17 protein-coding genes and 2 pseudogenes are annotated in these 22,893 nt (G+C 73.6%); 17 read left to right on the plus strand and 2 right to left on the minus strand.

The window, feature by feature from the left end:
• Together FVS66_RS35300 and FVS66_RS30775 are read left to right on the plus strand one after the other, a co-directional pair.
• Nucleotides 1–218, plus strand: a pseudogene (locus FVS66_RS35300) (esterase); the annotation flags it as partial.
• A gap of 366 nt (nucleotides 219–584) precedes the next feature.
• Nucleotides 585–1,829 (plus strand): transposase, encoded by a 1,245-nt coding sequence (locus FVS66_RS30775; protein ID WP_262387301.1) that lies wholly within the window; start codon nucleotides 585–587, stop codon nucleotides 1,827–1,829.
• Here the strand turns inward: FVS66_RS30775 and FVS66_RS30780 are convergent.
• Nucleotides 1,805–3,709: a helix-turn-helix domain-containing protein gene (locus FVS66_RS30780; RefSeq protein WP_149184537.1), complete on the minus strand. Its 1,905-nt coding sequence runs from the start codon at nucleotides 3,707–3,709 to the stop codon at nucleotides 1,805–1,807. The two genes, FVS66_RS30775 and FVS66_RS30780, sit on opposite strands and share 25 nt — an antisense overlap.
• A 287-nt stretch (nucleotides 3,710–3,996) precedes the next feature.
• Between FVS66_RS30780 and FVS66_RS30785 the strand changes: the two genes are divergently transcribed.
• Nucleotides 3,997–4,719 carry a class I SAM-dependent methyltransferase gene (locus FVS66_RS30785; RefSeq protein ID WP_149184538.1) on the plus strand — a complete coding sequence of 241 codons (723 nt, stop codon included), beginning with the start codon at nucleotides 3,997–3,999 and terminating at the stop codon, nucleotides 4,717–4,719.
• Between the two features lie 20 nt (nucleotides 4,720–4,739).
• Complete coding sequence (gene pabB, locus FVS66_RS30790; protein ID WP_149184539.1) at nucleotides 4,740–6,872, plus strand: aminodeoxychorismate synthase component I; 2,133 nt, start codon at nucleotides 4,740–4,742, stop codon at nucleotides 6,870–6,872.
• Nucleotides 6,873–6,884: 12 nt separating this feature from the next.
• Here pabB and FVS66_RS30795 read toward each other — a convergent pair whose 3' ends face one another.
• Nucleotides 6,885–7,928: a transaldolase family protein gene (locus FVS66_RS30795; RefSeq protein ID WP_149184540.1), complete on the minus strand. Its 1,044-nt coding sequence runs from the start codon at nucleotides 7,926–7,928 to the stop codon at nucleotides 6,885–6,887.
• A gap of 212 nt (nucleotides 7,929–8,140) precedes the next feature.
• Here FVS66_RS30795 and FVS66_RS30800 point away from each other — a divergent pair, with 212 nt between their 5' ends.
• The 13 genes and pseudogenes from FVS66_RS30800 (at nucleotide 8,141) to FVS66_RS30860 (ending at nucleotide 22,890) form a co-directional block, all read left to right on the plus strand.
• Nucleotides 8,141–9,310, plus strand: coding sequence for a 3-deoxy-7-phosphoheptulonate synthase (locus FVS66_RS30800; protein ID WP_149184541.1), 1,170 nt, complete (start codon nucleotides 8,141–8,143; stop codon nucleotides 9,308–9,310).
• Nucleotides 9,311–9,336: 26 nt separating this feature from the next.
• Complete coding sequence (locus FVS66_RS30805; RefSeq protein ID WP_149184542.1) at nucleotides 9,337–10,107, plus strand: 2,3-dihydro-2,3-dihydroxybenzoate dehydrogenase; 771 nt, start codon at nucleotides 9,337–9,339, stop codon at nucleotides 10,105–10,107.
• Nucleotides 10,108–10,156: 49 nt separating this feature from the next.
• Nucleotides 10,157–10,843 (plus strand): isochorismatase family protein, encoded by a 687-nt coding sequence (locus FVS66_RS30810; protein WP_149184543.1) that lies wholly within the window; start codon nucleotides 10,157–10,159, stop codon nucleotides 10,841–10,843.
• On the plus strand, nucleotides 10,840–12,771 hold the full coding sequence (locus FVS66_RS30815; RefSeq protein WP_149184544.1) for an anthranilate synthase family protein: 1,932 nt from the start codon (nucleotides 10,840–10,842) through the stop codon (nucleotides 12,769–12,771). Before FVS66_RS30810 ends, FVS66_RS30815 begins: the two co-directional genes overlap by 4 nt.
• Complete coding sequence (locus FVS66_RS30820; RefSeq protein WP_149184545.1) at nucleotides 12,768–13,103, plus strand: hypothetical protein; 336 nt, start codon at nucleotides 12,768–12,770, stop codon at nucleotides 13,101–13,103. The genes FVS66_RS30815 and FVS66_RS30820 overlap by 4 nt, the downstream gene beginning before the upstream one ends.
• A complete protein-coding gene (locus FVS66_RS30825) occupies nucleotides 13,100–13,624 on the plus strand; it encodes a shikimate kinase (protein WP_149184546.1) in 525 nt (174 codons plus the stop codon). The genes FVS66_RS30820 and FVS66_RS30825 overlap by 4 nt, the downstream gene beginning before the upstream one ends.
• 103 nt (nucleotides 13,625–13,727) lie before the next feature.
• Nucleotides 13,728–15,894 (plus strand): annotated as a pseudogene (gene tkt, locus FVS66_RS30830) (transketolase); the annotation flags it as partial.
• Nucleotides 15,854–17,170 carry a 3-phosphoshikimate 1-carboxyvinyltransferase gene (gene aroA / locus FVS66_RS30835; RefSeq protein WP_262387302.1) on the plus strand — a complete coding sequence of 439 codons (1,317 nt, stop codon included), beginning with the start codon at nucleotides 15,854–15,856 and terminating at the stop codon, nucleotides 17,168–17,170. The pseudogene tkt and the gene aroA, both read left to right, overlap by 41 nt.
• A gap of 42 nt (nucleotides 17,171–17,212) precedes the next feature.
• A complete protein-coding gene (locus tag FVS66_RS30840; protein WP_149184547.1) occupies nucleotides 17,213–18,421 on the plus strand; it encodes a 3-hydroxybenzoate 6-monooxygenase in 1,209 nt (402 codons plus the stop codon).
• A complete protein-coding gene (gene aroC, locus FVS66_RS30845) occupies nucleotides 18,418–19,608 on the plus strand; it encodes a chorismate synthase (protein WP_149184548.1) in 1,191 nt (396 codons plus the stop codon). Before FVS66_RS30840 ends, aroC begins: the two co-directional genes overlap by 4 nt.
• 90 nt (nucleotides 19,609–19,698) lie before the next feature.
• On the plus strand, nucleotides 19,699–20,319 hold the full coding sequence (gene wrbA, locus FVS66_RS30850; protein ID WP_149184549.1) for an NAD(P)H:quinone oxidoreductase: 621 nt from the start codon (nucleotides 19,699–19,701) through the stop codon (nucleotides 20,317–20,319).
• 402 nt (nucleotides 20,320–20,721) lie between these two features.
• Nucleotides 20,722–21,006 carry a hypothetical protein gene (locus FVS66_RS30855; protein ID WP_149184550.1) on the plus strand — a complete coding sequence of 95 codons (285 nt, stop codon included), beginning with the start codon at nucleotides 20,722–20,724 and terminating at the stop codon, nucleotides 21,004–21,006.
• Between the two features lie 9 nt (nucleotides 21,007–21,015).
• The gene (locus FVS66_RS30860) at nucleotides 21,016–22,890 is read left to right on the plus strand and encodes an AfsR/SARP family transcriptional regulator (RefSeq protein ID WP_149184551.1); all 1,875 of its coding nucleotides are present in this window, start codon (nucleotides 21,016–21,018) and stop codon (nucleotides 22,888–22,890) included.
• Nucleotides 22,891–22,893: the final 3 nt, after the last annotated feature.

Consider the following 22,893-nt stretch of genomic DNA (forward strand, 5'->3'; position numbering starts at 1 on the left):
CACCGAGCCTGAAGTGGGAGAGCACCGGCTCCTTCCGCTGGACCGCAAGCCAGTTCACCGCCGGCGACTACAACGGCGACCGCAAGGCCGACGTCGCGGTGTACTACGACAAGGGCAACACGGCCGACGGCCGCAAGGTCGACGGTCTGTACTCGTGGCTCAGCACCGGGACCGGCTTCGGCGCCCCGGCGGACCGCTGGAGCGGACCGATCAGCTGAACCGTCGCACCGTAGTTCCCCGCAGTACCTGAAGTGCCCGCGTACCTCACCGGTACGCGGGCACTTCGCGTGCGGGCCGAGACCCTGCCCTCGCGACGGTGGCCGGGCCACCGTCGGAGCGCTCCCACCGATCCGCCGATGGTGGCCGGGCCACCATCGGCGCTCCCCCATCGCACCGACACTCGCGCCTCAGAACCGCGGCACATGTCCGTTCTATGGGCCTTCGCGGGGCGCCCGGGATGACTCGTGGCTGCCCGTGCGCAGCGGCGGGCGCAGGTGTGTGCTCGGCGCACCTGGGCCGGCGGACCGTCCGGACAGCACGGTGGAGGCACTGGTTGTCGCTGTGTACCGGGAGGCGGGGGAACCATGGGAGTCGAGCTCGTACGGGAGAGAAGTCGTCGTACACACGGGGTGCCGGAGGTGATCGTGGGTGAGTTGTGCGCCGAACTCTTCGCCGGGCTGCCGCGCAAGGATCAGCGGCGGAAAGGAGAGCAGTATCTCCGGGGCCTGCTCACGGCCCAGGGGCGCAAGTCGATCCGGAACATCGCCGCCTCCGTCGGGGACGGCGCGGCCGAGCAGAGTCTGCACCACTTCATCTCGGCGTCCACCTGGGAGTGGGCACCGGTGCGCGCGGCGCTCGCCCGGTATGTGGAGCGGGCGTTGCGGCCGCGCTGCTGGGTGGTGCAGAACGTGGTGATCCCCAAGGCGGGGCAGCACTCGGTGGGCGTGGCACGGCGGTTCGTACCGAGCCTGGGGCACATCGTCAACAGCCAGGAGGCGTACGGCGTGTGGGCCGCCGGTGACGAACTGAGCACCCCGGTGAGCTGGCGGCTGAGGCTGTCCGGCGAGTGGCTCGAGGGACTCGGGCGGGGGGCGGACACCTCCCTGGAGTGTGTCATCGGGGCCGCACGTGAGGTGCGGGAGTGGACGGCGGCGGGGCACCGGCCAGTGGTCGTCGATCTGCCGGACACGGAACCGGCCTTCCTGGTGGGGAAGTTCCGGGCCGCCGCGCTGCCGTTCCTGGCGACGGTCCCGGGCGCGACGCGGGTCACCGCCACCGACCCCGCCCTCGACCGGCTCGGTGTCGGTGAGGTGTCCGTGCAGCAGCTGCTGCGCATGGCGGCCCCGCTGCGGCGGCCCGTCACCTGGACGGACCCGGTGAGCCGACGGCCGCGTACCAGCCTGGTGACCGCCGTACAGGTGGAACTGCCGAGGGCGGGGCAGGTGTTGCTGCTCGGTGAGTGGGACGGCCCGCACGGCTGGCCGCGGCGGTGCTGGATCACCGACCTGCCCCGCGCGTCCTGGGGTGAGCTGCTGCGCCTGGCGCTGCTCTCGCACCGCGTCGCGGCTGATTTCGCGGAGACCTCGGTCAGCGTGGGCCTCGTGGACTTCGAGGGGCGGTCGTACGACGGCTGGCACCGGCACACCACCCTGGCGTCCGCCGCACAGGCCGTGCACACCGTGGCCACGGCGGAGTGCCGGGCACAGGGCCGGGCACGGCTCCACACCCACGCCCACACCCACGCCCAGGCCCACGCCCAGGCGCAGGCCCAGGCCCAGGCCCAGGCCCAGGCCCAGGATGAGGGTCAGCCGATGGCGCGGTCCGCCTGACCGCTGCGCCGCCGCACGAGCGCCCGCCGGGTGCGCTGCAGTTGCAGGGCCAGCTGCACCTCCAGCGCCCGGGCGGGCTCCTGCCAGCCCGCGCCCAGGAGTTCGGTGATCCGCTCCAGCCGCCGCGACACGGTGTTGGGGTGCACATGCAGGGTCTCGGCGGCGCGGGTGGGGCTGCTGGCGGAGGCGAAGTAGGCCTCCAGGGTGCGTGCCAGCTCGGTGCACTGCTGGGAGTCGTAGTCCAGGACCGGGCCGATGGTGGCGGTGATGAACCCGACGGTGTTGGGGCTGTCGGAGAGCAGCAGGCCGAGGAAGCCCAGCTCGCGCGGTGACGCGGCGACGCCGGTCCCGCCGAGCGCGGTCACCGCCTCCAGACAGCGCCGCGCCTCCTGGTGGGCCGCGATGATCCCTGCCGGGTCGGTGGCCGGGCCGGCGGAGCCGACGGTCACCGGGCGGCCGAGCACCGAGGTCAGCTCCGCCGACAGGGCCTCGCCCGCCGCGCCCGGGTCGCTGCCGGGCAGCATCATGACGAGGCAGTCGCCGTCCACGGCCTTGAGCCCGGACAGCCGGTACGCGTACGAGGACGCCCAGACGACGGCACGGCCGCGGATGCCGCCCTCGGGGCGGGCGACGACCAGGACGTGCGGCTGGTCCAGGTCGACGGCGAGCCGCCGGGCGCGCTCGGCGAGCTGGTCGGGCGGCATCTCGCAGCCGCTGAGCAGGTCGCTGAAGAGCAGATCGCGCACCTGCCCCTCGGCGACGGCCGCGCTGCGCCGCATCAGGAGTAACAGCGCGGTGATCCGGGCCACCGGCCGCAGCAGCTCGACCCGGTCCTCGTCGAGCGGCGCGGACGGGGTGGCGAAGAGCGTGCCGAGCATCTCGTCGCCCGCCGTGGCCGGGCACACCCAGACGCCGTCGCCGGACCGCATGGGCCGGCCCTCCGTGTGCGCGTCCAGGGCGAGTGTGAGCAGTGCGGAGTCGTCGAGCTCCGGCGGCTCCCCGACGGCGGCGAGGTCGCGTCCCGCCGGGTCGCGGACCAGCAGGGACGGTACGGCGAGCAGCGTGGCCGCCTCCGCGGCGAGGGCCTGCAGATCACGGCCCTCCAGCAGCAGGTCCAGCAGCCGGTTGTGGACGTCGCCGGACCGGCGGGCGGCGGCGAACGAGTCCTTGGCGCGGGAGGTGTCCTGGGCCAGCTCGGCGACCTCGTCGCGGGCGCGCTCCAGCAGCCGCGTCTTCTCGATCGCCACGGCGGCCAGGTCGCCGAGGGAACTCATCAGGGATATCTCGTCCGGGGCGAAGTGGCGTATGCGCCGGTCCGCCACGTACAGCACCCCGAAGGTCGACTCCTCCGACTGCAGCGGCACAGCCATGATGGCGTGCAGTCCCTCCGCGCGCACCACGTCGTCGATCGCCGGGGAGTGCGTGAAGCTGTCGTCCCGCAGATAGTCGGCGGACCAGAACGGACCGGACCGCTGCGTCGCCTGCCTGCCCACGCCGCCCTCCATGGGTACCTCGAAGCCCACGGTGATGGCCGACGCGTGGCCGTCCGACGCCCGCACCCGGGAGCAGCGCCGCTCCACGTCGTGGAAGGTCACCCATGACATGTCGAGGCCCAGGAGGAGTCTCGACCGCCGGGTGATGACCTTCAGCAGGGCGTCCAGGTTGTACGGCAGCGTCAGGTCCCGGGCGGTGTCGACGAGCGCCGAGAGCCCGGCCTCGCGCTGCTGGCGGCGGGCGAAGAGCGCCCGGATGCCCAGCGACAGGTCTTTGGCCCGGACCAGCCGGTCGAGGGCCGCCGTGCGGGCCCCGGAGTCGCGGGCCCGCGCGACTACCTGCTCGAACTCACTCTCCGGCGCTTCCTGAGCGAGCAGTTCGAGCATGGTGAAAACGTCGGCTTCCGACGACGACCGGCCATCCGGCGTCACGCTCGCCCCCCGAGTACTCAAGCCGCCTCTGACTGGCTGAAAGTAATGCGGATCGTAAGGGTTGGTCAACAATCCGTGGGTGCGGGGCCGCTGGTCAGGGACGCGTACGGTGACCGGGCCACCACTCTCCATGATCAAGGGTGTCGTCGGACCACCTTCTGGACGGTGTCCCTCCGCCTGAATGCTGGGCGGCAGGTGCCAGGGGGGCGCCACTCAGGACAACCCGAGTGCGAGGAGACACCATGACCGAGATCCAGAGTTTCGAGCGTTCGCTGCGGCGCAGCCGTGAGTCACTGACCCGGGAGGACCGGCCGAGCACCTTCACCCTGTGCGGCCGGGAGTGGGACCTGCTGAACGAGGTGTTCGCGCCGGTCTACTCGCCGTCGACGGAGATCGCGCTGCGGTTCCTCGGCCTCGACGACACCGTGCCGGCGCCGGGCGCCGGCTCCTTCCTGGAGGTCGGCTGCGGTACGGGCGTCATCGCCGTGATGGCCGCGCTGGCCGGGCACGAGCGGGTCGTCGCGTCCGACATCAGCCCGCGGGCGGTGGAGAACGCGGCCGTCAACGCCGAACGGCACGGCGTGACCGACCGGTTGCGTCCGCTGCACAGCGACCTGTTCTCCGGTCTCGACGAGGGTGACCGATTCCACACGGTCTTCTGGAGCTCCAACTATGTGATGGGCCCGGCGGAGTACATGTACGAGTCGGTGCACGAGCGGGCCTACGTCGACGTCGGCTATCGGGCGCACCGCGGCTATCTGGACCAGGCGCCGAGATGGATCGCCCCGGGCGGGTCGGCGCTGCTGCACTTCAGTGACCGCGGTGACCTGGCCGCGCTGCACCGGATGGCCGAGGAGTGCGGGCGGGAGCTGCGCACCCTGCGCACCGCGCGGGTCCACGAGGGTGTGTACGGCGACGACATCGTCACGCACATGCTCCTCGAGATCGTCCCGGCCGCCGTCTGACCTCCGAGGAGACGTTTCCGTTGCGTACGCTGCTCGTCGACAACCACGACTCGTTCACATACAACCTGTTCCACCAGATCGCCGAGGTGAACGGCCAGGAGCCGGAGGTCGTCCGCAACGACGACCCGCACTGGCGGCCCGGGCTGCTGGCGGCCTTCGACAATGTCGTCATATCCCCGGGGCCCGGAACACCGGAGCGCGCGGCGGACTTCGGGATCTGCCGGGAGATCATCGAGGAGACCCGGCTGCCGCTGCTCGGCATCTGTCTGGGGCACCAGGGCGTCGGGCTGCTGCACGGCGCCGCCGTGGGCCGTGCGCCGGAGCCCTGCCACGGCCGTGTATCGCCCGTACTGCACGACGGCGACGGGCTGTTCGCCGGGCTGCCGTCGCCGCTGGAGGTGGTGCGGTACCACTCGCTGGCGGTGACCGCGCTGCCGTCCCGCCTGGAGGCGACAGCGTGGACGCCCGACGGGTTGATCATGGGGCTGCGGCACCGTGAACGGCCTCAGTGGGGGGTGCAGTTCCATCCGGAGTCGGTCTGCTCGCAGCACGGCGTCCGGCTGCTCCGTAACTTCGCGGAGTTGAGCAGGGCGCCACGCGGCCACCGACGGCCGCAGCCGCCCCGGCCCGCGGGCGCCGAGCGGCCGACGGCCGCGCGGCCTGCCGCCGTGGCGCCCGCCGCCGTGGGTCCCGGGCCGGCCCGGCGGCTGCGGGTGCTCGTCGAGACGCTGCCCACCCGCTGGGACGCCGAGGCCGCGTACGACCGGCTGTTCCGTGGCAACGACCACGCGTTCTGGCTGGACAGCAGCCGCCCCGACCACGGCCGCGGCCGGTTCTCGGTGATGGGCGACGCCTCCGGGCCGCTGGCCCGGATCGCAAGGGCCGATGTGTGGAGCGGCACGGTCACTCTGGAGTCCCGGGCCGGCACCGAGATCGTCGCGGGCCCCTTCCTCGACTGGATCGACCGCGACCTGCGGACCACCACCACCCGCGTTCCCGATCTGCCCTTCGACTTCGCGCTGGGCTGGGTGGGATACCTCGGCTACGAGCTGAAGGCCGAGTGCGGCGGCGAAGCGGTGCACCGCTCCGAGGACCCCGACGCGACGATGGTCTTCGCGGACCGCGCCCTGGTCCTCGACCACGCCACGGACACCACCTATCTGCTGGCGCTCACCGAGGACGGTACGGACGACGGCGAGGTCGCCGCGCGTGGCTGGTTCGCCGCGACGGCGGAGCGCCTCGCCCGGTGCGCCGGGGTGCCCGCGGCCGCGCCGGACTCGCCCGCCCAGGGCGACGGTGAGGTCCTGCTGCGGCACGGCCGTGAGGCGTATCTGCGGCTGATCGACGCCTGCCGGAGCGAGCTCGCGGCGGGCGAGACCTATGAGGTGTGCCTCACCAATCTGGCCGAGGTGAAGGGGAGTTACGACCCGTGGGAGGCGTACCGGACGCTGCGGCGCACCAGTCCCGTGCCGTTCGGCGCGCTCCTGCAGTTCGGCGGCCTGTCGGTGCTCAGCACGTCGCCCGAGCGGTTTCTGAGCGTCTCGCGGGACGGCGTGGCCGTGTCCGAGCCGATCAAGGGCACCCGGCCGCGCGGCCGTACCCCGGAGGAGGACGCGGCGCTGGTCGCCGATCTGCGGGACTCCGAGAAGGACCGCTGCGAGAACCTCATGATCGTCGACCTGGTCCGCAACGACCTCGGCCGGTGCGCCGTGCCGGGCTCGGTCGAGGCCGACGACATCTTCCGCGTCGAGAGCTACGCGACCGTGCACCAGCTGGTGAGCACCGTGCGGGCCCGGCTGCGGGACGGGCGCAGCGCCGTGGAGTGCGTACGCGCGGCGTTCCCCGCCGGGTCCATGACCGGCGCGCCGAAGATCCGTACGATGCGGATCATCGACCGGCTCGAAGGCGGGCCGCGCGGGGTGTACTCCGGGGCCGTCGGGTACTTCTCGCTCAACGGGGCGGCGGATCTGAGCGTGGTCATCCGCACCGCCCTGATCACCGAGGACCGGGTCCGCTACGGGGTGGGGGGTGCGGTGATCGCCCTGTCCGACCCTGAGGGCGAGTTCGAGGAGACGGCGGTCAAGTCGGCCCCGCTGCTGGCGCTGACAGGTGCCGTGTTCCCGCGAGGGGAGCGGGAGCGGGTCCGGCTCTGAGCCGGGTGCGGGTCAGGCTTTCCAGGCGTGCTGGAGTCGGGCGAGTTCCCTCGACTCCAGCACGTCGGCCAGCTCGGCCATGCGGACCCCGTGCCGCTCCAGGGCGGCCAGGGTGCGCAGGCCCTCGCGGTGCGAGTTGAGGAGGGTGTCCCCGCACAGTTCGAGGTCGTCGGGCGCACTCTCGAGTACGTCCGGGGGCAGGGCGATCGCCGTGTTCCAGCCGATGAGGGCGCCGATGTGCCGGTGCTCGGGCTCGGTCCACAGCAACCGCGGCGGCGCGGCCCCACCGGCCCGCAGCACCCGCCACCACTGCCCCGCGAGCCGCTCCTCCCGCACCCGGAACACCTGCCGGGCAACGGCCAGAGCGACGGGGTAGTCCGCTCCCACCCCCTCGACCGGCCCTGCGGGCCCGCCGGGAGGGCCGTCGCCCTCGCCTCGCACACACGCCCGGGCAGCGGCACCGCACTCGGACGGAGCCGCTCGCGGGCGGGTGAGTCTCGCGTTGGCTTCCGTGTCCAGGGGCCCCACCGGGAAGGACGTCACGCAGGTGAGGGGCTGGAGGGGGAGGCCGGCGGTCAGGGCGCGTTCCATCCCGGTGAAGTAGGCGTCCAGGACCTGGGCGTAGCGCTCGGCGCAGAAGACCAGGGTGCTGTCCACGCCGATGCCCTCGGCGAGGCAGTCGGCGAGGGCGACGAGGCCCGCCGGGGTCGCCGGGATGCGGACCAGCAGGTTGGGGCGCTCCACCGCCCGGTGGAGCGTCCCGGCCGCCGCTGTCAGGGCGTCCGCGTCGTGGGCGGCTCGTGGGTCCACCGGCGCGGAGACATGGCCGTCACGGCCGCCGCTCGCCTCGTGGACGGGCAGCAGCGCGTCGCAGGCGTGCCGGGCCGCTGCCGGGCAGGACGGGGGGATCACCGCGCCGCGGAAGGGCGGCGGCGACCCGGAGAGCCGGTCCGGGACTCCCCCGGCCGGCCGGCGGCGGCCACCGTCGTCCATCCACGGCGTGACACCCTCGGCGGCCAGCCGCTGGAGTAGCACCAGGGCTGATTCCCTCTTCATGGTCCGACCCTAGGACGGCCGCGGGCCCGTGTGACGGACGCGTCCTCGTCTATGTCAGGTCGCCGCCTCCCGGCAACGGTTGACATCTGTCCGGACTTGACCAAGTGCGCGTCACTTGACGAAGTGGCACCGGGCCGGTGGTTCCCGGCCTTCCGCCCTTCCCAGACTCCTGCTGCATCCGTTGGCGGCAGTTGAGCACCGGGAGGTAACACGTGCAGGAAACCGACCTCTGGAAGACGCTACCGGCGGGCCAGCAGCCCGACTGGCCGGATCAGGCCGTTCTCACGGCGGTACGGGGGCGGCTCGCGGCGGCCCCCGCGCTCGTCGACGCGGACGACGTACGGGAGCTGCGGTCGCTGCTGGCCGCCGCGGCGGCGGGCGAGGCGCAGATCGTGCAGACCGGGGACTGCGCGGAGGACCCCGCCGAGTGCACGCCCGGCTATGTGGCGCGCAAGGCCGCGCTCCTCGACGTACTGGCCGGGGTCATGAAGGCCCGTACGCACAAGCCGGTCATCCGCGTCGGCCGGCTCGCCGGCCAGTTCGGCAAGCCCCGGTCGAAACCGACCGAGGTCGTGAACGGCGTCGAACTCGCCTCGTACCGGGGCCACATGGTCAACAGCCCGGAGCCGGACCCGGTGCTGCGCCGCCCCGACCCCGAGCGGCTGTGGGCCGGGTACCGGGCCGCCGCCGACGTCATGGAGATACTCGGCCGACACGGCGGGCGGCGCCCCTTCCCTGCCGAGGCGCCGGTGTGGACCAGTCATGAGGCGCTGCTCCTCGACTACGAGGGGCCGATGCTGCGGACCGGGCCGGACGGCTCGCTGCTGCTGACGTCGACGCACTGGCCGTGGATCGGTGAGCGTACGCGCGAGCTGGACGGCGCCCATGTCGCTCTGCTGGCGGCGGTCGCCAACCCGGTGGCCTGCAAGGTCGGCCCTTCCATGACCGCCCCCGAGCTGCTCGCGCTGTGCGAGCGGCTGGACCCGGGCCGCGAACCGGGCCGGCTGACGCTGATCTCCCGGATGGGCGCCGGGACGGTCGCCGAGCGGCTGCCGGAGCTGGTGCGCGCGGTGCGCGAAGCCGGGCACCCGGTGCTGTGGCTCTGCGACCCGATGCACGGCAACACGGTGAGCGCGCCGGGCGGGGTGAAGACCCGGTACGTCACCACCGTCGTCCAGGAGGTCCTGGAGTTCCAGGCGGCCGTGACCGACAACGGCGCAGTGGCCGCCGGTCTGCACCTGGAGACCACTCCGGACGACGTCACCGAGTGTGTGCTCGACGCGTCGAGCACCGGTGAACTCGGCGACAAGTACACGACGTTCTGCGATCCCCGGCTCAACGCCCGGCAGGCTTTCGAGGTCGCCTCCGCCTGGCTCGGCTGACCCGGCTGAAGAAGGAGCTTCCCTCCATGCAAGGAAAGACCGCTCTGGTCACCGGCGCCGCGGGCGGCATCGGCGACGCGATCGTCCAGGCCCTCGCCGAGCGCGGGGTACGGGTGGCGGCCGTCGACCGTGACGCGGACCGGCTCCGTGACCGGGCCAAGGCCGCCGTGGAACAGGACCTGCGCGTCTACGCGTTCCCCGCCGACATCACGTCGAGCGCCGAGGTCGACTCGCTGGTCGACGACGTCGAGGCGCTCGTCGGGCCCGTCGACTACCTCGTCAACGGCGCCGGGGTGCTGCGGCTCGCCGAGGCCCGCTCGCTCACCGACGATGAGTGGGCGACCACGTTCGCCGTCAACACCACCGGTGTCTTCTTCGTCTCCCGGGCCGTCGTCAACCGGATGGTGACCCGCGGGCACGGCGCGATCGTCACCGTCGCGTCGAACGCCGCCGGCACGGCGCGCACCGAGATGTCCGCGTACGCCGCTTCGAAGGCGGCCGCGACCATGTTCACCAAGTGCCTGGGCCTGGAGGTGGCCAAGTACGGCATCCGGGCCAACATCGTGGCGCCCGGCTCCACCTACACCCCGATGCTCACCTCCATGTGGAAGGACGAGCAGGGCGCGAACGCCTCCCTCGACGGCGTGCCGGAGGCGTACCGCGTCGGCATACCGCTGCGGAAGCTCGCCCAGCCGGGAGACGTCGCCGACGCGGTGGTGTTCCTGCTGTCGGACCGGGCGTCGCACATCACCATGCACGACCTGACCGTGGATGGAGGTGCGGCGCTCGGTGTCTAGGACCGGCACGACCACCCCCTTCCGTACCCGTCGACCGAGGACCAAGCCCATGGCCGGCATACCGCCGATCAGTCCCTATCCGATGCCGTCCGCCGCCGACCTGCCGGTGAGCACACCGGCCTGGACAGTGGACCCCGACCGTGCCGTGCTGCTCGTCCACGACATGCAGCGGTACTTCCTGTCCCCCTTCCCGGCCGGTGAGCAGCCCGTCTCGGCGCTGGTGACGCACACCGCGCGGATCCGGCAACGGTTCGCCGCGCTCGGTGTCCCCGTCGCGTACACGGCGCAGCCCGGCGGCATGGACGAGCGGCAGCGTGGCCTGCTGAAGGACTTCTGGGGGCCCGGCATGGCGCCGAGCGCCGAGCACCGCCAGGTCGTCGATCCGGTGGCGCCGCGGCCGGGCGACTGGGTGTTCACCAAGTGGCGCTACAGCGCCTTCCACCGGACGGAGCTGCTGGACCGGATGCGGTTCGCGGGCCGCGACCAGCTCGTCGTCTGCGGCGTGTACGCGCACGTCGGTGTGCTGATGACGGCCGTCGAGGCGTTCAGCCACGACATCCAGCCGTTCCTGGTCGCCGACGCCGTCGCCGACTTCAGCGCGCGCGACCACCGTATGGCGCTGGAGTACGCGGCGGCCCGCTGCGCCGCGCTCACCACCACCGACGAGCTGCTCGCCGGGCTCCCCGCCCGGCCGGCGGTGCCGGGCGGCGTGGCCGCGGGGAAGGAGGCGTCATGACCGACGACCTGCTGTGCCGGGTGCTGTCGGCGAACCCGCCGCCGTTCGCCCTGGTGCACCGCCCGGAGGCGACCGGGCCCGACCGGGTCGATCTGCTGGTCGGTACGGTGGGCGAGGCGGGGTCGCTGGCCGAGCTGCCCCTGCCGGAAGCGGCGGCCCCGTCGGAACCGGCAGACCCGGCCGGTGCGGCCGGTGCGGCCGGTGCGGCCGGTGCGGCCCGGCAGGACGTGCTCGCGCTCGTCCCGTACCGGCAGATCGCCGAGCGCGGCTACGACGCCCCCGACGACGGGGAGCAGCTGCTCGCCATGGTCGTGGAGGAACAGACGACGCTGCCGCTCACGGAGGTACTGCGACGCGTACCGGACCTCCCGGTGCCGCTGCTCGACGGCGGCGGGTTCGACATCGACGACGAGACGTACGCGCGCACCGTCCAGGACGTCATCGACCGGGAGATCGGCACCGGCGAGGGCGCCAACTTCGTCATCAAGCGCTCCTTCGTCGCCGACATCGGCGACTACTCGGTGGCGACCGCGCTGCGGTTCTTCCGCCGGCTCCTGGAACGGGAGTCCGGCGCGTACTGGACGTTCGTCGTGCACACCGGGGACCGCACGTTCGTCGGAGCGTCACCCGAGCGGCACATCAGTGTCACCGGCGGCCGGGCCGTGATGAACCCGATCAGCGGCACATACCGCTACCCCGAGTCCGGGCCGACGCTCTCCGGCGTCATGGAGTTCCTCGCCGACCGCAAGGAGTCCGACGAGCTGTACATGGTCGTCGACGAGGAACTGAAGATGATGGCCCGGGTGTGCGACGAGGGCGGGCGGGTCGTCGGCCCTCGGCTCAAGGAGATGGCGCGGCTCGCGCACACCGAGTACTTCATCGAGGGCGACACGCGTCTGGACCCCCGCGAGATCCTCCACGAGACGCTGTTCGCGCCGACCGTCACCGGCTCGCCGCTGGAGAGCGCCTGCCGGGTCGTCAACCGGTACGAGCCGGAGGGCCGCGGCTACTACAGCGGGGTCCTCGCCCTGATCGGCCGGGACGCGGAGGGTTTCCGCACCCTGGACTCGGCGATCCTGATCCGTACCGCCGACATCGACGCGGCCGGGCGGATGCGGATCGGGGTCGGCGCGACCCTGGTGCGCCACTCGGACCCGCGCTCCGAGGTCGCCGAGACCCGCGCCAAGGCCGCCGGCCTGCTGAGCGTGCTGGGCGACACCGGCCCGCGCCGGCTGGGCGAACACCCTTCCGTGCGGGCAGCGCTGGACCGGCGCAACGACGGCATCGCCGGGTTCTGGCTCGCCGACGGCGACGCCCGGGCCGGGCACGCGGTGCCGGCGCTGGCCGGGCGGGCGGTGCTGGTGGTCGACGCGGAGGACACCTTCACCGCGATGATCGCCCATCAGCTGCGCGCCATGGGGGCTCGGGTGACGGTCCGCCGCTACGACGAGCCGTACGACTTCGGCCCGTACGACCTGGTGGTCATGGGTCCGGGTCCGGGCGATCCGCAGGACACGGGCCATCCGAAGGTCGCGCACCTGGGGGCGGCGATCGACAGGCTCCTCACCGAGCACCGGCCGTTCCTGGCGGTGTGCCTGAGCCACCAGGTGCTCAGCGCCCGCCTCGGCCTGGACCTGGTCCGCCGCGAGCGGCCCAACCAGGGCGTGCGGCGGGAGATCGACCTGTTCGGGCGGACCGAGCGGGTCGGCTTCTACAACACCTTCGCCGCGCGCTGCCCGGACGAGAAGACCGAGACGCCGGTCGGTGTGGTGGAGGTCAGCTCGGACCCGAAGAACGGCGAGGTGCACGCGCTGCGCGGGCCCGGCTTCCGGTCCCTGCAGTTCCACCCGGAGTCGGTGCTGACCGAGGACGGGGTCCGCATCGTGGGCGACGCGCTCAGCGGGCTGCTCGCGGAGCGGCCCGTATGAAGGCCGCGGTGGTGTGGTGGGAGCTGGAGGGCACCGGCCTGACGGCCGCGTCGCTGCGGGGTTTCCTGCGGGACGAGGCGGTCGACCGGTTCGCCGGTGTCGAGGGGCTGCGGCTGAAGTTCTGGATCTCGGACCCGGAGACCGGGCGCTGGGGTGCCGTACTGCTGTGGGAGTCGGCCGAGGCGGCCGCGGCGCCGCTGCCGGCGCGGGCCGCCGAGCTGATCGGGCGGCCGCCCGCGCAGTACACGCTCTTCGACGTGGAAGCCGTCGTGGAGGGGCGGCACACGGACCCGGACCTGTCGCCGGCGGGCCTCGCCCGGGTGGTCCCGTGACCCGGCCGGTCGTGGTGCTCGTGGGGCTGCCGGGCAGCGGCAAGTCGACCGTCGGGCGGCTCCTCGCGGACCGGCTGGGCGTCGGCTTCCGCGACACGGACGCCGATGTGGAGCGGGAGGCCGGGCTGGCCGTCCGGGACATCCTCCTGGACCGGGGCGAGGCGGCGTTCCGCGTCCTGGAGCGGGAGGCGGTGGGGCGTGCGCTGGCCGGGCACCCGGGCGTCCTCGCGGTCGGCGGCGGCGCCGTCCTGGACGACACCACGCAGCGGCTGCTGGCCGGGCACCGGGTGGTGCACCTCGTGGTCGACCCGGCCACCGCGGCCGGCCGCGTCGGGACCGCCCGGTCCAGGCCCCTGCTCGCCGACGACCCGGCCGGTGAACTCCGTGTCCTGGCCTCGGTACGGACACCCATCTACGACCGGCTCGCCCGCGACCGCGTCCGGACGGACGACGACACTCCGGACGGCGCGGCCGCGGAGATCGTCGCATGGCTGGCGGCGTCGCGGGCGGCCACCGTCTGACGCGCCCTGGCGGACGCGCTGGGCGGCGGACGCGCCTGGCGGACGCGCCGGAAGCGCCCACTCCGAACTCGAAACCCTCTCCCTAAGGAGCCCTGAGCACACGGTGAGTACCCTCTCGGACACCCCCCTGGCCCCCCTCCCCGGCCGCTTCGAGTGGAGCGCGCTGGACCGGCGCGCCGTGGACGTCGCGCGGGCGCTGGCCGTCGACGCCGTGGAAGCAGCGGGGCACGGTCACCCGGGCACCGCCATGAGCCTGGCGCCCGCCGCGTATCTGCTGTTCCAGCGGCTGCTGCGGCACGACCCCGCCGACCCCGCGTGGGCGGGCCGCGACCGGTTCGTCCTGTCGTGCGGGCACACCAGCCTGACCCTGTACACGCAGCTGTACCTGTCGGGGTACGGGCTGGAGCTGGACGACCTGAGGGCGCTGCGCACGGAGGGGAGCCTGACTCCCGCGCACCCGGAGTACGGGCACACGCCGGGTGTCGAGACGACGACCGGGCCGCTCGGGCAGGGGCTCGGCAACGCGGTCGGCATGGCGATGGCCGCCCGTCGCGAGCGCGGCCTGTTCGACCCGGACGCGCCGGCCGGGACCAGCCCGTTCGACCACACCGTCTGGGTGTTCGCGTCGGACGGCGACCTGGAGGAGGGCATCAGCCACGAGGCGGGGTCCCTGGCGGGCCATCAGCAGCTGGGCAACCTCGTCGTGCTGTACGACGACAACCACATCTCCATCGAGGACGACACGCGGATCGCCCAGTCCGAGGACGTGCTCGCGCGGTTCGCCGCCTACGGGTGGCATGTCCAGCGGGTGGACTGGACGGCCGGCCCCTCGTACGACGAGGACGTCCCGGCGCTGTACGACGCCCTCGACGCCGCCCGCGCGGAGACCGGCAGGCCCTCGCTGGTCGCGCTGCGCACGATCATCGGCTGGCCGTCGCCCGGCAAGCGGAACACCGGCAAGGTCCACGGCGCCGCCCTCGGCGCGGAGGAGACGGCCGCCACCAAGGCGGCGATGGGCCTGGACCCGGAGGCGGCGTTCCAGGTGCCCGCCGACGTGCTGGCGCATGCCCGGGAGGTGCGTGAACGGGCGCGGAGCGACCGGGCCGTGTGGGAGAAGCGGTACCGGGACTGGCGGTCAGCGTGTCCCGGGCGGGCTCGGGCGTACGACCGGATCTCGGCGCGCGCCCTGCCCGACGGGTGGGCGGACGCGCTGCCCGTCTTCGAGGCGGGGGCGTCGATGGCGACCCGCAAGGCGTCCGGCGAGGTGCTGAACGCGCTGGCGGCTGTGCTGCCCGAGCTGTGGGGCGGCTCGGCCGACCTGGCCGAGTCCAACAACACGACGATGAGGGGCGAGCCGTCCTTCGTGCCGGAGGAGCTGGCGACCGACGCGTTCCCGGGCCACCGGTACGGCCGCACCCTGCACTTCGGCATCCGAGAGCACGCCATGGGCGCGATCCTCAACGGCATCGCCCTGCACGGCGGCACCCGCCCCTACGGCGGTACGTTCCTGGTCTTCTCCGACTACATGCGGCCCGCCGTGCGGCTCGCCGCGATGATGCGGCTGCCCGTCACCTACGTGTGGACGCACGACTCCATCGGACTGGGCGAGGACGGGCCCACCCACCAGCCGGTGGAGCATCTGTGGTCGCTGCGCGGCATACCGGGCCTCGACGTGGTGCGGCCCGCCGACGCCAACGAGACCGCGGTGGCCTGGCGTACCGTCCTGGAGCACACCGACCGGCCCGCCGGACTGTGCCTGAGCCGTCAGAACCTGCCCGTCCTGGACCGCTCCCCCGGCTCGGGCGTGGCGTCCGCCGAAGGCGCGGCACGCGGCGCCTACGTCCTGGCGGAGGCGGAGGGCGGCGCCCCGGAGGCGGTGCTGATCGCCACGGGCAGCGAGGTGCACATCGCGCTGGACGCCCGTCGCATCCTCCAGCGTGACGGCGTCCGCACCCGGGTGGTGTCGATGCCGTGCCTGGAGTGGTTCCAGGAGCAGAGCCCGGAGTACCGGGACCGGGTGCTGCCGCCGGAGGTACGGGCCCGGGTGTCGGTGGAGGCCGGTTCGGTGCTGGGCTGGCCCGCGCTCGTGGGGGACGCGGGCGTGTGCGTGGGGCTGGACCGGTTCGGCGCGTCGGCCTCGTACACCCGGCTGTTCGAGCAGTACGGCTTCACCGCCGAGCGCGTCGCGGCGGCCGCCCGGTCGAGCGTCGCGCGGCTGCGGGGGCGGAAGTGAGCGCCCCGGCGGCGACCGCCGCGACGGACCGGGTGCCCGCCGCCCGTATCCCCGGCTCGAAGAGCATCACCAACCGGGCGCTGCTGCTGGCGGCCGCCGCGTGCGGCACGAGCAGACTGCGGGCGCCGCTGGTCAGCGACGACACCGTGGCGTTCCGGCACGCGCTGGCCGGGATGGGCGTGCGGATCTCGGCGGGGCCCGGCGACGCCTACTGGGATGTGACCGGGCAGGGTCACGGGCCGGTGGGCGGCGGCCGGGTGTGGTGCGCCGACGCGGGGACCGCCGCCCGGTTCCTGCCGCCCTTCGCGGCGACCGGCGACGGCGCGTACGAGTTCGACGGCTCCGGGCAGTTGCGGGCCCGGCCGCTGGCGCCGCTGGTGGACGCGCTGACCCGGCTCGGGGTGACCGTGCGGGCCGCGCCGGGCGGGCGGCTCCCGCTGCGGGTGGCGGCGTCCGGCGTGTGGGGCGGCGAGCTGGTCGTGGACGGCGGGCTGAGCAGCCAGTACGTCAGCGGGCTGCTGATGGCGGCGCCGCTGATGCGCAGCCCGCTGACCGTACGCGCCCGGGACCTCGTCAGCCGCCCGTATGTCGACATGACGATCGCCCTCATGCGCCACTTCGGCGCGCGGGTGGACGATCTGTCGGCCGGCCGGCCCGGCGAGGAGCACGGCCAGGGCGCCGTCCGGATCGCGGCCGACGGCTACCGGGCGGCCGATCTGGACATCGAGCCGGACGCGTCGACCGCCTCGTACATGCTGGCGGCGGCCGCCGTCACCGGACGGAGCGTCACCGTGCCGGGCCTCGGGCACGGCAGCCTCCAGGGCGATCTGCGGTTCGCCGATGTGCTGCGCCGGGCCGGAGCCCTGGTGGAGGTCGGCGAGGACGCCACGACCGTCACCGGGACCGGGGACGGCCGGCTGCGGGGCGGGTTCGAGGTGGACATGGGCGAGATCTCCGACACGTTCATGACATTCGCGGCGATCGCCCCGCTCTCCGACGCGCCGGTCACCATCCGCGGCATCGGACACGCGCGGCTGAAGGAGTCCGACCGGATCGCCGCCGTGGCCACGAACCTGGCCGCCTGCGGCGTCCGCACGGACACCGGCCGCGACTGGATCACCGTGCACCCGGCGGAGCCGCGGGCCGCGCGGATCACCTGCCACCGCGACCACCGGATCGCCATGGCGTTCTCGGTGCTGGGCCTGCGCGTGCCCGGCATCACCCTCGACGACCCGCGGTGCGTCACCAAGACCTTCCCGGGCTTCCACACGGAGCTGCGCCGGCTCTTCCCCGCCGCCGCCTCCGCCAACTGACCGAGCAGAACACACTCCTACACGAAGGACGACGAGGAAGACATGGCGAAGACAATCGTCGCGGGCGGCGGCATCGGCGGTCTGGCCGCGGCCCTCGGGATCGCCCGTCAGGGCCGGCAGGTCACGGTGCTGGAGCGCCGCGACACGTTCACCGAGCTCGGCGCCGGCATCCAGCTGGGCCCCAACGCGTTCCACGCACTCGACCGGCTCGGCGTCGGCGCGCAGGTGCGTGCCCGCGCCGTCTACATCGACGAGCTGCGCTTCATGGACGGCACCACCGGCGAGCGGGTCGCCTCCATGCCGCTGACCGAGGAGTACCGGCAGCGGTTCGGCAACCCGTACGCGGTCGTGCAGCGCGTCGACGTGTACGAGCCGCTGCTCGACGCCTGCCGCCGCCACCCGCGCATCGAACTGCGCAACGACGCGGCGGTCACGCGGTACGAGCAGACGGCGGGCGAGGTCACCGCGGTCCTCGCCGACGGCGAGCGGGTGACGGGCGACGCCCTGATAGGCGCCGACGGCATCCGCTCGGCGGTCCGCGGGCAGCTGGTCGACGACGGTGACCCGCGCGTGTCGGGCCACACCATCTACCGTTCGGTGATCCCGATGGAGGAGGTGCCGGAGGAGCTGCGCTGGAACACGGTCACGCTGTGGGCCGGACCCAAGTGGCACTTCGTGCACTACCCGATCGGCGGCGGCGCGTACTTCAACCTCGCCGCCACACGGGACGACGGGGCGCAGGTGGCGGTCGTCGGCAAGCCCGCCGCACGGGACCATGTCCTCGAGGAGTTCCCCGACCTGGGCGAGACCGCGCGGCGGCTGCTGGAGCTGGGCCGGGACTGGAAGGCGTGGGTGCTCTGCGACCGCGACCCGGTCGAGCGGTGGACGGACGGACGGGTCGCGCTCCTCGGCGACGCCGCGCACCCGATGCTCCAGTACGCGGCCCAGGGCGCCTGCCAGGCCCTGGAGGACGCGGTCGTGATCGGCGAACTCCTCGCCGAGTGCGGCGCGGACGAGATCGTGCAGCGGCTGGAGAAGTACAACGCGGCCCGCCGTGAGCGCACGGCCCGGACCCAGCTGGTCGCCCGGGAGATGGGGCGGCAGCTCTACCACCCGGCCGGCGACGCGGCCCGGGAGCGCAACGCAATGCTCGGCTCGCTCTCCGCTCACGACATGTACGACAAGGTCGCCTGGCTGCACGGCGACTGCGGCTTCGGCGCGCCGGAGTCCGGTGACGGGGGCGGGCGTTGAGCAGGTTGCGCTGGCTTACGGCGGGGGAGTCGCACGGTCCCGCGCTGGTGGCGACGCTGGAGGGTCTTCCGGCCGGTGTGCCGGTCACCACGGAGATGGTGGCGGATCATCTGGCGCGGCGCCGCCTGGGTTACGGGCGGGGTGCCCGGATGAAGTTCGAGCGGGACGAGGTGACGTTCCTGGGCGGGGTGCGGCACGGTCTGACGCTGGGTTCTCCGGTGGCGGTCATGGTGGGGAACACCGAGTGGCCGAAGTGGGAGAAGGTGATGGCGGCCGATCCGGTGGATCCGGAGGAGCTGGCGGCGTTGGCGCGTAACGCGCCGTTGACGCGGCCGCGGCCGGGTCACGCGGATCTGGCCGGGATGCAGAAGTACGGGTTCGACGAGGCGCGGCCGGTGCTGGAGCGGGCGTCGGCGCGTGAGACGGCGGCGCGGGTCGCGCTGGGGGCGATCGCCCGTTCGTATCTGCGGGAGACGGCCGGGATCGAGATCGTCTCGCATGTGGTGGAGCTGGCCGGGGCGAAGGCGCCGTACGGCGTCTACCCGGTCCCGGGCGATGTCGGGAGGCTGGACGACGACCCGGTGCGCTGTCTGGACGCGGACGCGTCGAAGGCGATGGTCGCCGAGATCGACCAGGCCCACAAGGACGGTGACACGCTCGGTGGCGTGGTGGAGGTCCTGGCGTACGGGGTGCCGGTCGGTCTGGGGTCGCATGTGCACTGGGACCGGCGGCTGGACGCCCGGCTCGCCGCGGCTCTCATGGGCATCCAGGCGATCAAGGGTGTGGAGGTCGGTGACGGCTTCGGTCTGGCGCGGGTGCCGGGGTCGCGGGCGCACGACGAGATCGTCGCCACCGACGAGGGTGTGCGGCGCGGTACCGGCCGCTCGGGTGGTACCGAGGGTGGTCTCACCACCGGTGAGCTGCTGAGGGTCCGGGCGGCGATGAAGCCCATCGCGACGGTGCCGCGCGCCCTGAGGACGATCGACGTGACGACCGGGGAGGCGGCCGCCGCGCACCACCAGCGGTCCGACGTGTGCGCCGTGCCGGCGGCCGGGATCGTCGCGGAGGCGATGGTCGCGCTGGTGCTCGCGGACGCGGTCGCGGAGAAGTCCGGCGGCGACAGCGTGCCCGAGACCCGCCGCAACGTCCGCTCGTACCTCGACAACCTTCCCGGGCTCGGTAGTTGACATAGTCCGCCGACGCCGATTGTCGGCCGCTCCCCCGCCCGCGCAGGGTGGGACCGATCAGAACACGCCGATGAGGGAGCCCTGCTACTCATGACCAATGTCGCCGTCATCTACTACTCCTCCACCGGGAACGTCCACAAGATGGCCACGGCTGCGGCCGCCTCGGCGGAGAAGGCCGGGGCCGACGAGGTCCGTCTGCTCAAGGTCGCCGAGCTGGCTCCCGCCTCGGTCGTCGCCGGCAACGATGCCTGGGCCGCGCACGCGGAGGAGACCAAGGACATCCCCGAGGCCACCCTCGCCGACCTGGAGTGGGCCGATGTCGTCCTGTTCGGCACTCCGACCCGCTACGGTCTCCCGGCCGCCCAGCTCAAGCAGTTCATCGACACGACCGGTGGCCTGTGGTTCCAGGGCAAGCTGGTGAACAAGGTGGTGTCGTCGTTCGTCTCGACGTCGACCGCCCACGGTGGCCAGGAGAGCACCGTGCTGGCGCTGAACAACACCTTCTACCACTGGGGCGCCATCATCGTCCCGCCCGGTTTCGCCGACGCCGTCCAGTTCGACCCCGCCAACGGCAACCCGTACGGCGCGAGCAGTGTCTCCGGCAACAACCCGGCCAACGTGGCGGAGGAGAACCTCGCGTCCGTCGAGTTCCAGGCCCGCCGCGCCGTGGAGATCGCCGCCGCCCTCAAGCGGGGCCTGCGGAGCGCCTGACGGAACACCGCACCACCGACGGAGTGCCGGGGCCCGACGGGACTGGTCGATCGTGCCGGTCACAGAACTCCGGAAGGGCCGCCCCGGCGTCGTACCGTCTCCAGGGCCGGCCTGACCGCGCGATGGCCGGCCGCGAGGAGAAGGCGGGCAGCTGCCCGGCCAGGAACACGCTGTTCAGAGTCGTCCCGGTGGCATTCCCCCGTGCCGCCGGGACGCGCGCTGAGCGCCCGCTCGGAGGATCAGCGGCCTCCCGGGCGGTTCAGTGCCGCCCCCCTGGCACCAAGCTGCACCGGAGGTGCAGCAACCTGACAGCACACAGCGCGATTCGGCCCGGTCGCCGCTGGCATCGTGAGTCCCATCGACGCAGCCGATGGGGCGGTTCAGCGATTCCAGGGGAGAGACATGACGGGAACGGCGATGAAGTCCGCGCGCTGGATCCGGGCGGGTGCCGCTCTGGCCCTGTCGCTCGCGGTGCTGTCCGCCGGAGCCGGTACCGCGGTGGCCGCGCCGTCCGCCGGTGAGCGCGCCCGGCACGTCAGGACCACCGCATGGGACCTGCCCGGCGGGGCGGCCCACGCCGTGTACGGGCACTGGACCGCGGCCCAGGAGGCCTGGCGGACCGCCACGGAGCTGCCGCCGACCTCCGCCCCGGTCCGGGTGTGCAAACTGGTCAACGGCTGGGACTAGGCGACGGGCATGCGGTTTCAGCTGCTGGGGCCGCTGAGCATCAGCGACGGTCCCGACACCGTCGTGCTCCAGCCCTCCCGGCCGACGAGCCTGCTGGCCGCGCTGCTGCTGCACGCCAACAGCGTGGCGTCCGCCGACTACCTCCAGCGGGCCATCTGGGGCGAGGAACAACCCGCCACCGCCAAGGCCGCGTTGCAGACCTGCGTCCTGCGGCTGCGGCGGCTCTTCCTGAAGCACGGGGTCGACGAGACACCCATCGAGGCGGTCCCCGGCGGCTACCGCATCACGGCGGGGCCGCGCAGTCTCGACCTGATCGGCTTCCGGGAACTGGTGGGCCGTGCCGGGGAGTCCGGCCGGGGCCGCCCCGAACAGGAGCTGCGGATCCTCAAGGCCGCGCTCTCCCTCTGGCAGGGCTCCCTGCTCGCCAACGTACGGTCGGACGTCCTCCACCGGGACCAGGTCCCCCGGCTGGTGGAGGAGCGGCTGCGGACCGTGGAGCGGGTCTGCGACCTGGAGCTGGCCCTCGGCCGCTGTGGCGAGGCGCTTGTGGCGCTGTGGGGCGAGACCCGCGCCCACCCGGGGCACGAGCGGTTCCACGAGCAGCTGATCGAGGCGCTGTACCGGACCGGGCGGCAGAGCGAGGCCCTCGCCGAGTACCGCAGGGTCAAGGAGTACCTGCTGGACGAGCTGGGTGTCGACCCGTCCCCGGGGCTGCGCCGGCTGGAACTCGCCATCCTGCGCGGCGACGACCTCGGCCCGTCGGCCGACGGGCCTCGGGACGCCGCCCCGCCCGTCACCCGCGGGTCTCCGGCCGACCGCGGGACTCCCCTCGTCGGCAGGCCGCCCGCCGTGGACCCGCCCCCGGTTGTCCCGGTGCCCGCCGTGCCGTCCTTCACCGGCCGGGAGGCCGAGGTCGCCGCCATGGTGGCCCGGCTGGGCGGAGCCCGCGACGAACCCGTGACCATCCTCCTGTCCGGCGCGCCCGGCATCGGCAAGTCCGCGCTCGCCCACCATGTCGCCCACCTGGTGCGGGACCGTTTCCCGGCCGGACGGCTGCTCGTGCGGATGGTGCGCCCGGACGGGACGCCGCGCGACGCGTCCGAGGCCGCCGCCGCGGTGGCCGCCGCGCTGCGGGACCAGGAGCCGGGCGCGCCCGCGCTGCTCGTGCTGGACGACGTCGTGGACGCCGACCAGGTCAGGCCGCTGCTGCCCGAGCACCACGGCGGGGCCGCCATCATCACCAGCCGTATGGGCCTCGCGGGCCTGGTCGCCACGCACGGCGGCCGGGTGCACCGGCTGTCCACGCTGGACGAGGAGGAGGCGTACGAGCTGCTGGTCGCCGCGCTCGGCGCCGAGCGGGTCCACCCCGAGGAGGCGGCCGCGCGTGAACTCGCCGTGCTGTGCGGCTGCTTCCCGCTCGCCCTGCGGATCGTCGCCGCCCGGCTGCTGACCCGCCCCGGGCTCGGTCTCGCGGACGCCGCCGCCTGGCTGGCCGAAGACCCCCTGGCCCGGCTCTCCCTGGCGGACGACCCCCGGCTGTCGGTCATCCGCGTGCTGGGCGCCGCCCGGGACCGGCTCGACCCCCGGCTGGCCGACGCGTTCGTACGGGCCGGGTCCCTGCCGCAGGGCACCTTCCGGGCCCAGGACGGCGCGGCCGCGCTCGGCACCGACGCGGTGGACGCCGAGGAGGTGCTGGAGCGGCTGGCCGACGCCGGATTCCTGGAGGACGGCCCGCCCGGCCCGTACCGGATGCACGAACTGCTCCGGGCGTACGCCCGCAGGGCCGCCGCGGAAGACCACCGCCGGACGGAGCGCCGGACGGCCGCAGAGACCTCACAGACCTCGCATCCCGCACAACCCTCACAGACCTCAGAGAGAGTGTGAATC

It is taken from the genome of Streptomyces sp. TRM49041 (genome assembly GCF_008271805.1).
GTDB lineage: Bacteria > Actinomycetota > Actinomycetes > Streptomycetales > Streptomycetaceae > Streptomyces.

Excerpts from the sequence above, each read along its gene's own strand:
- FVS66_RS30860 (WP_149184551.1), top strand. The coding sequence starts at position 21,016 with ATGCGGTTTCAGCTGCTGGGGCCGCTGAGCATCAGCGACGGTCCCGAC.
- FVS66_RS30815 (WP_149184544.1), top strand. The coding sequence starts at position 10,840 with ATGACCGACGACCTGCTGTGCCGGGTGCTGTCGGCGAACCCGCCGCCG.
- FVS66_RS30855 (WP_149184550.1), top strand. The coding sequence starts at position 20,722 with ATGACGGGAACGGCGATGAAGTCCGCGCGCTGGATCCGGGCGGGTGCC.
- FVS66_RS30785 (WP_149184538.1), top strand. The coding sequence starts at position 3,997 with ATGACCGAGATCCAGAGTTTCGAGCGTTCGCTGCGGCGCAGCCGTGAG.
- FVS66_RS30820 (WP_149184545.1), top strand. The coding sequence starts at position 12,768 with ATGAAGGCCGCGGTGGTGTGGTGGGAGCTGGAGGGCACCGGCCTGACG.
- FVS66_RS30840 (WP_149184547.1), top strand. The coding sequence starts at position 17,213 with ATGGCGAAGACAATCGTCGCGGGCGGCGGCATCGGCGGTCTGGCCGCG.
- FVS66_RS30810 (WP_149184543.1), top strand. The coding sequence starts at position 10,157 with ATGGCCGGCATACCGCCGATCAGTCCCTATCCGATGCCGTCCGCCGCC.
- wrbA (WP_149184549.1), top strand. The coding sequence starts at position 19,699 with ATGACCAATGTCGCCGTCATCTACTACTCCTCCACCGGGAACGTCCAC.
- FVS66_RS30795 (WP_149184540.1), bottom strand. The coding sequence starts at position 7,928 with ATGAAGAGGGAATCAGCCCTGGTGCTACTCCAGCGGCTGGCCGCCGAG.
- FVS66_RS30775 (WP_262387301.1), top strand. The coding sequence starts at position 585 with ATGGGAGTCGAGCTCGTACGGGAGAGAAGTCGTCGTACACACGGGGTG.
- FVS66_RS30805 (WP_149184542.1), top strand. The coding sequence starts at position 9,337 with ATGCAAGGAAAGACCGCTCTGGTCACCGGCGCCGCGGGCGGCATCGGC.
- FVS66_RS30780 (WP_149184537.1), bottom strand. The coding sequence starts at position 3,709 with ATGCTCGAACTGCTCGCTCAGGAAGCGCCGGAGAGTGAGTTCGAGCAG.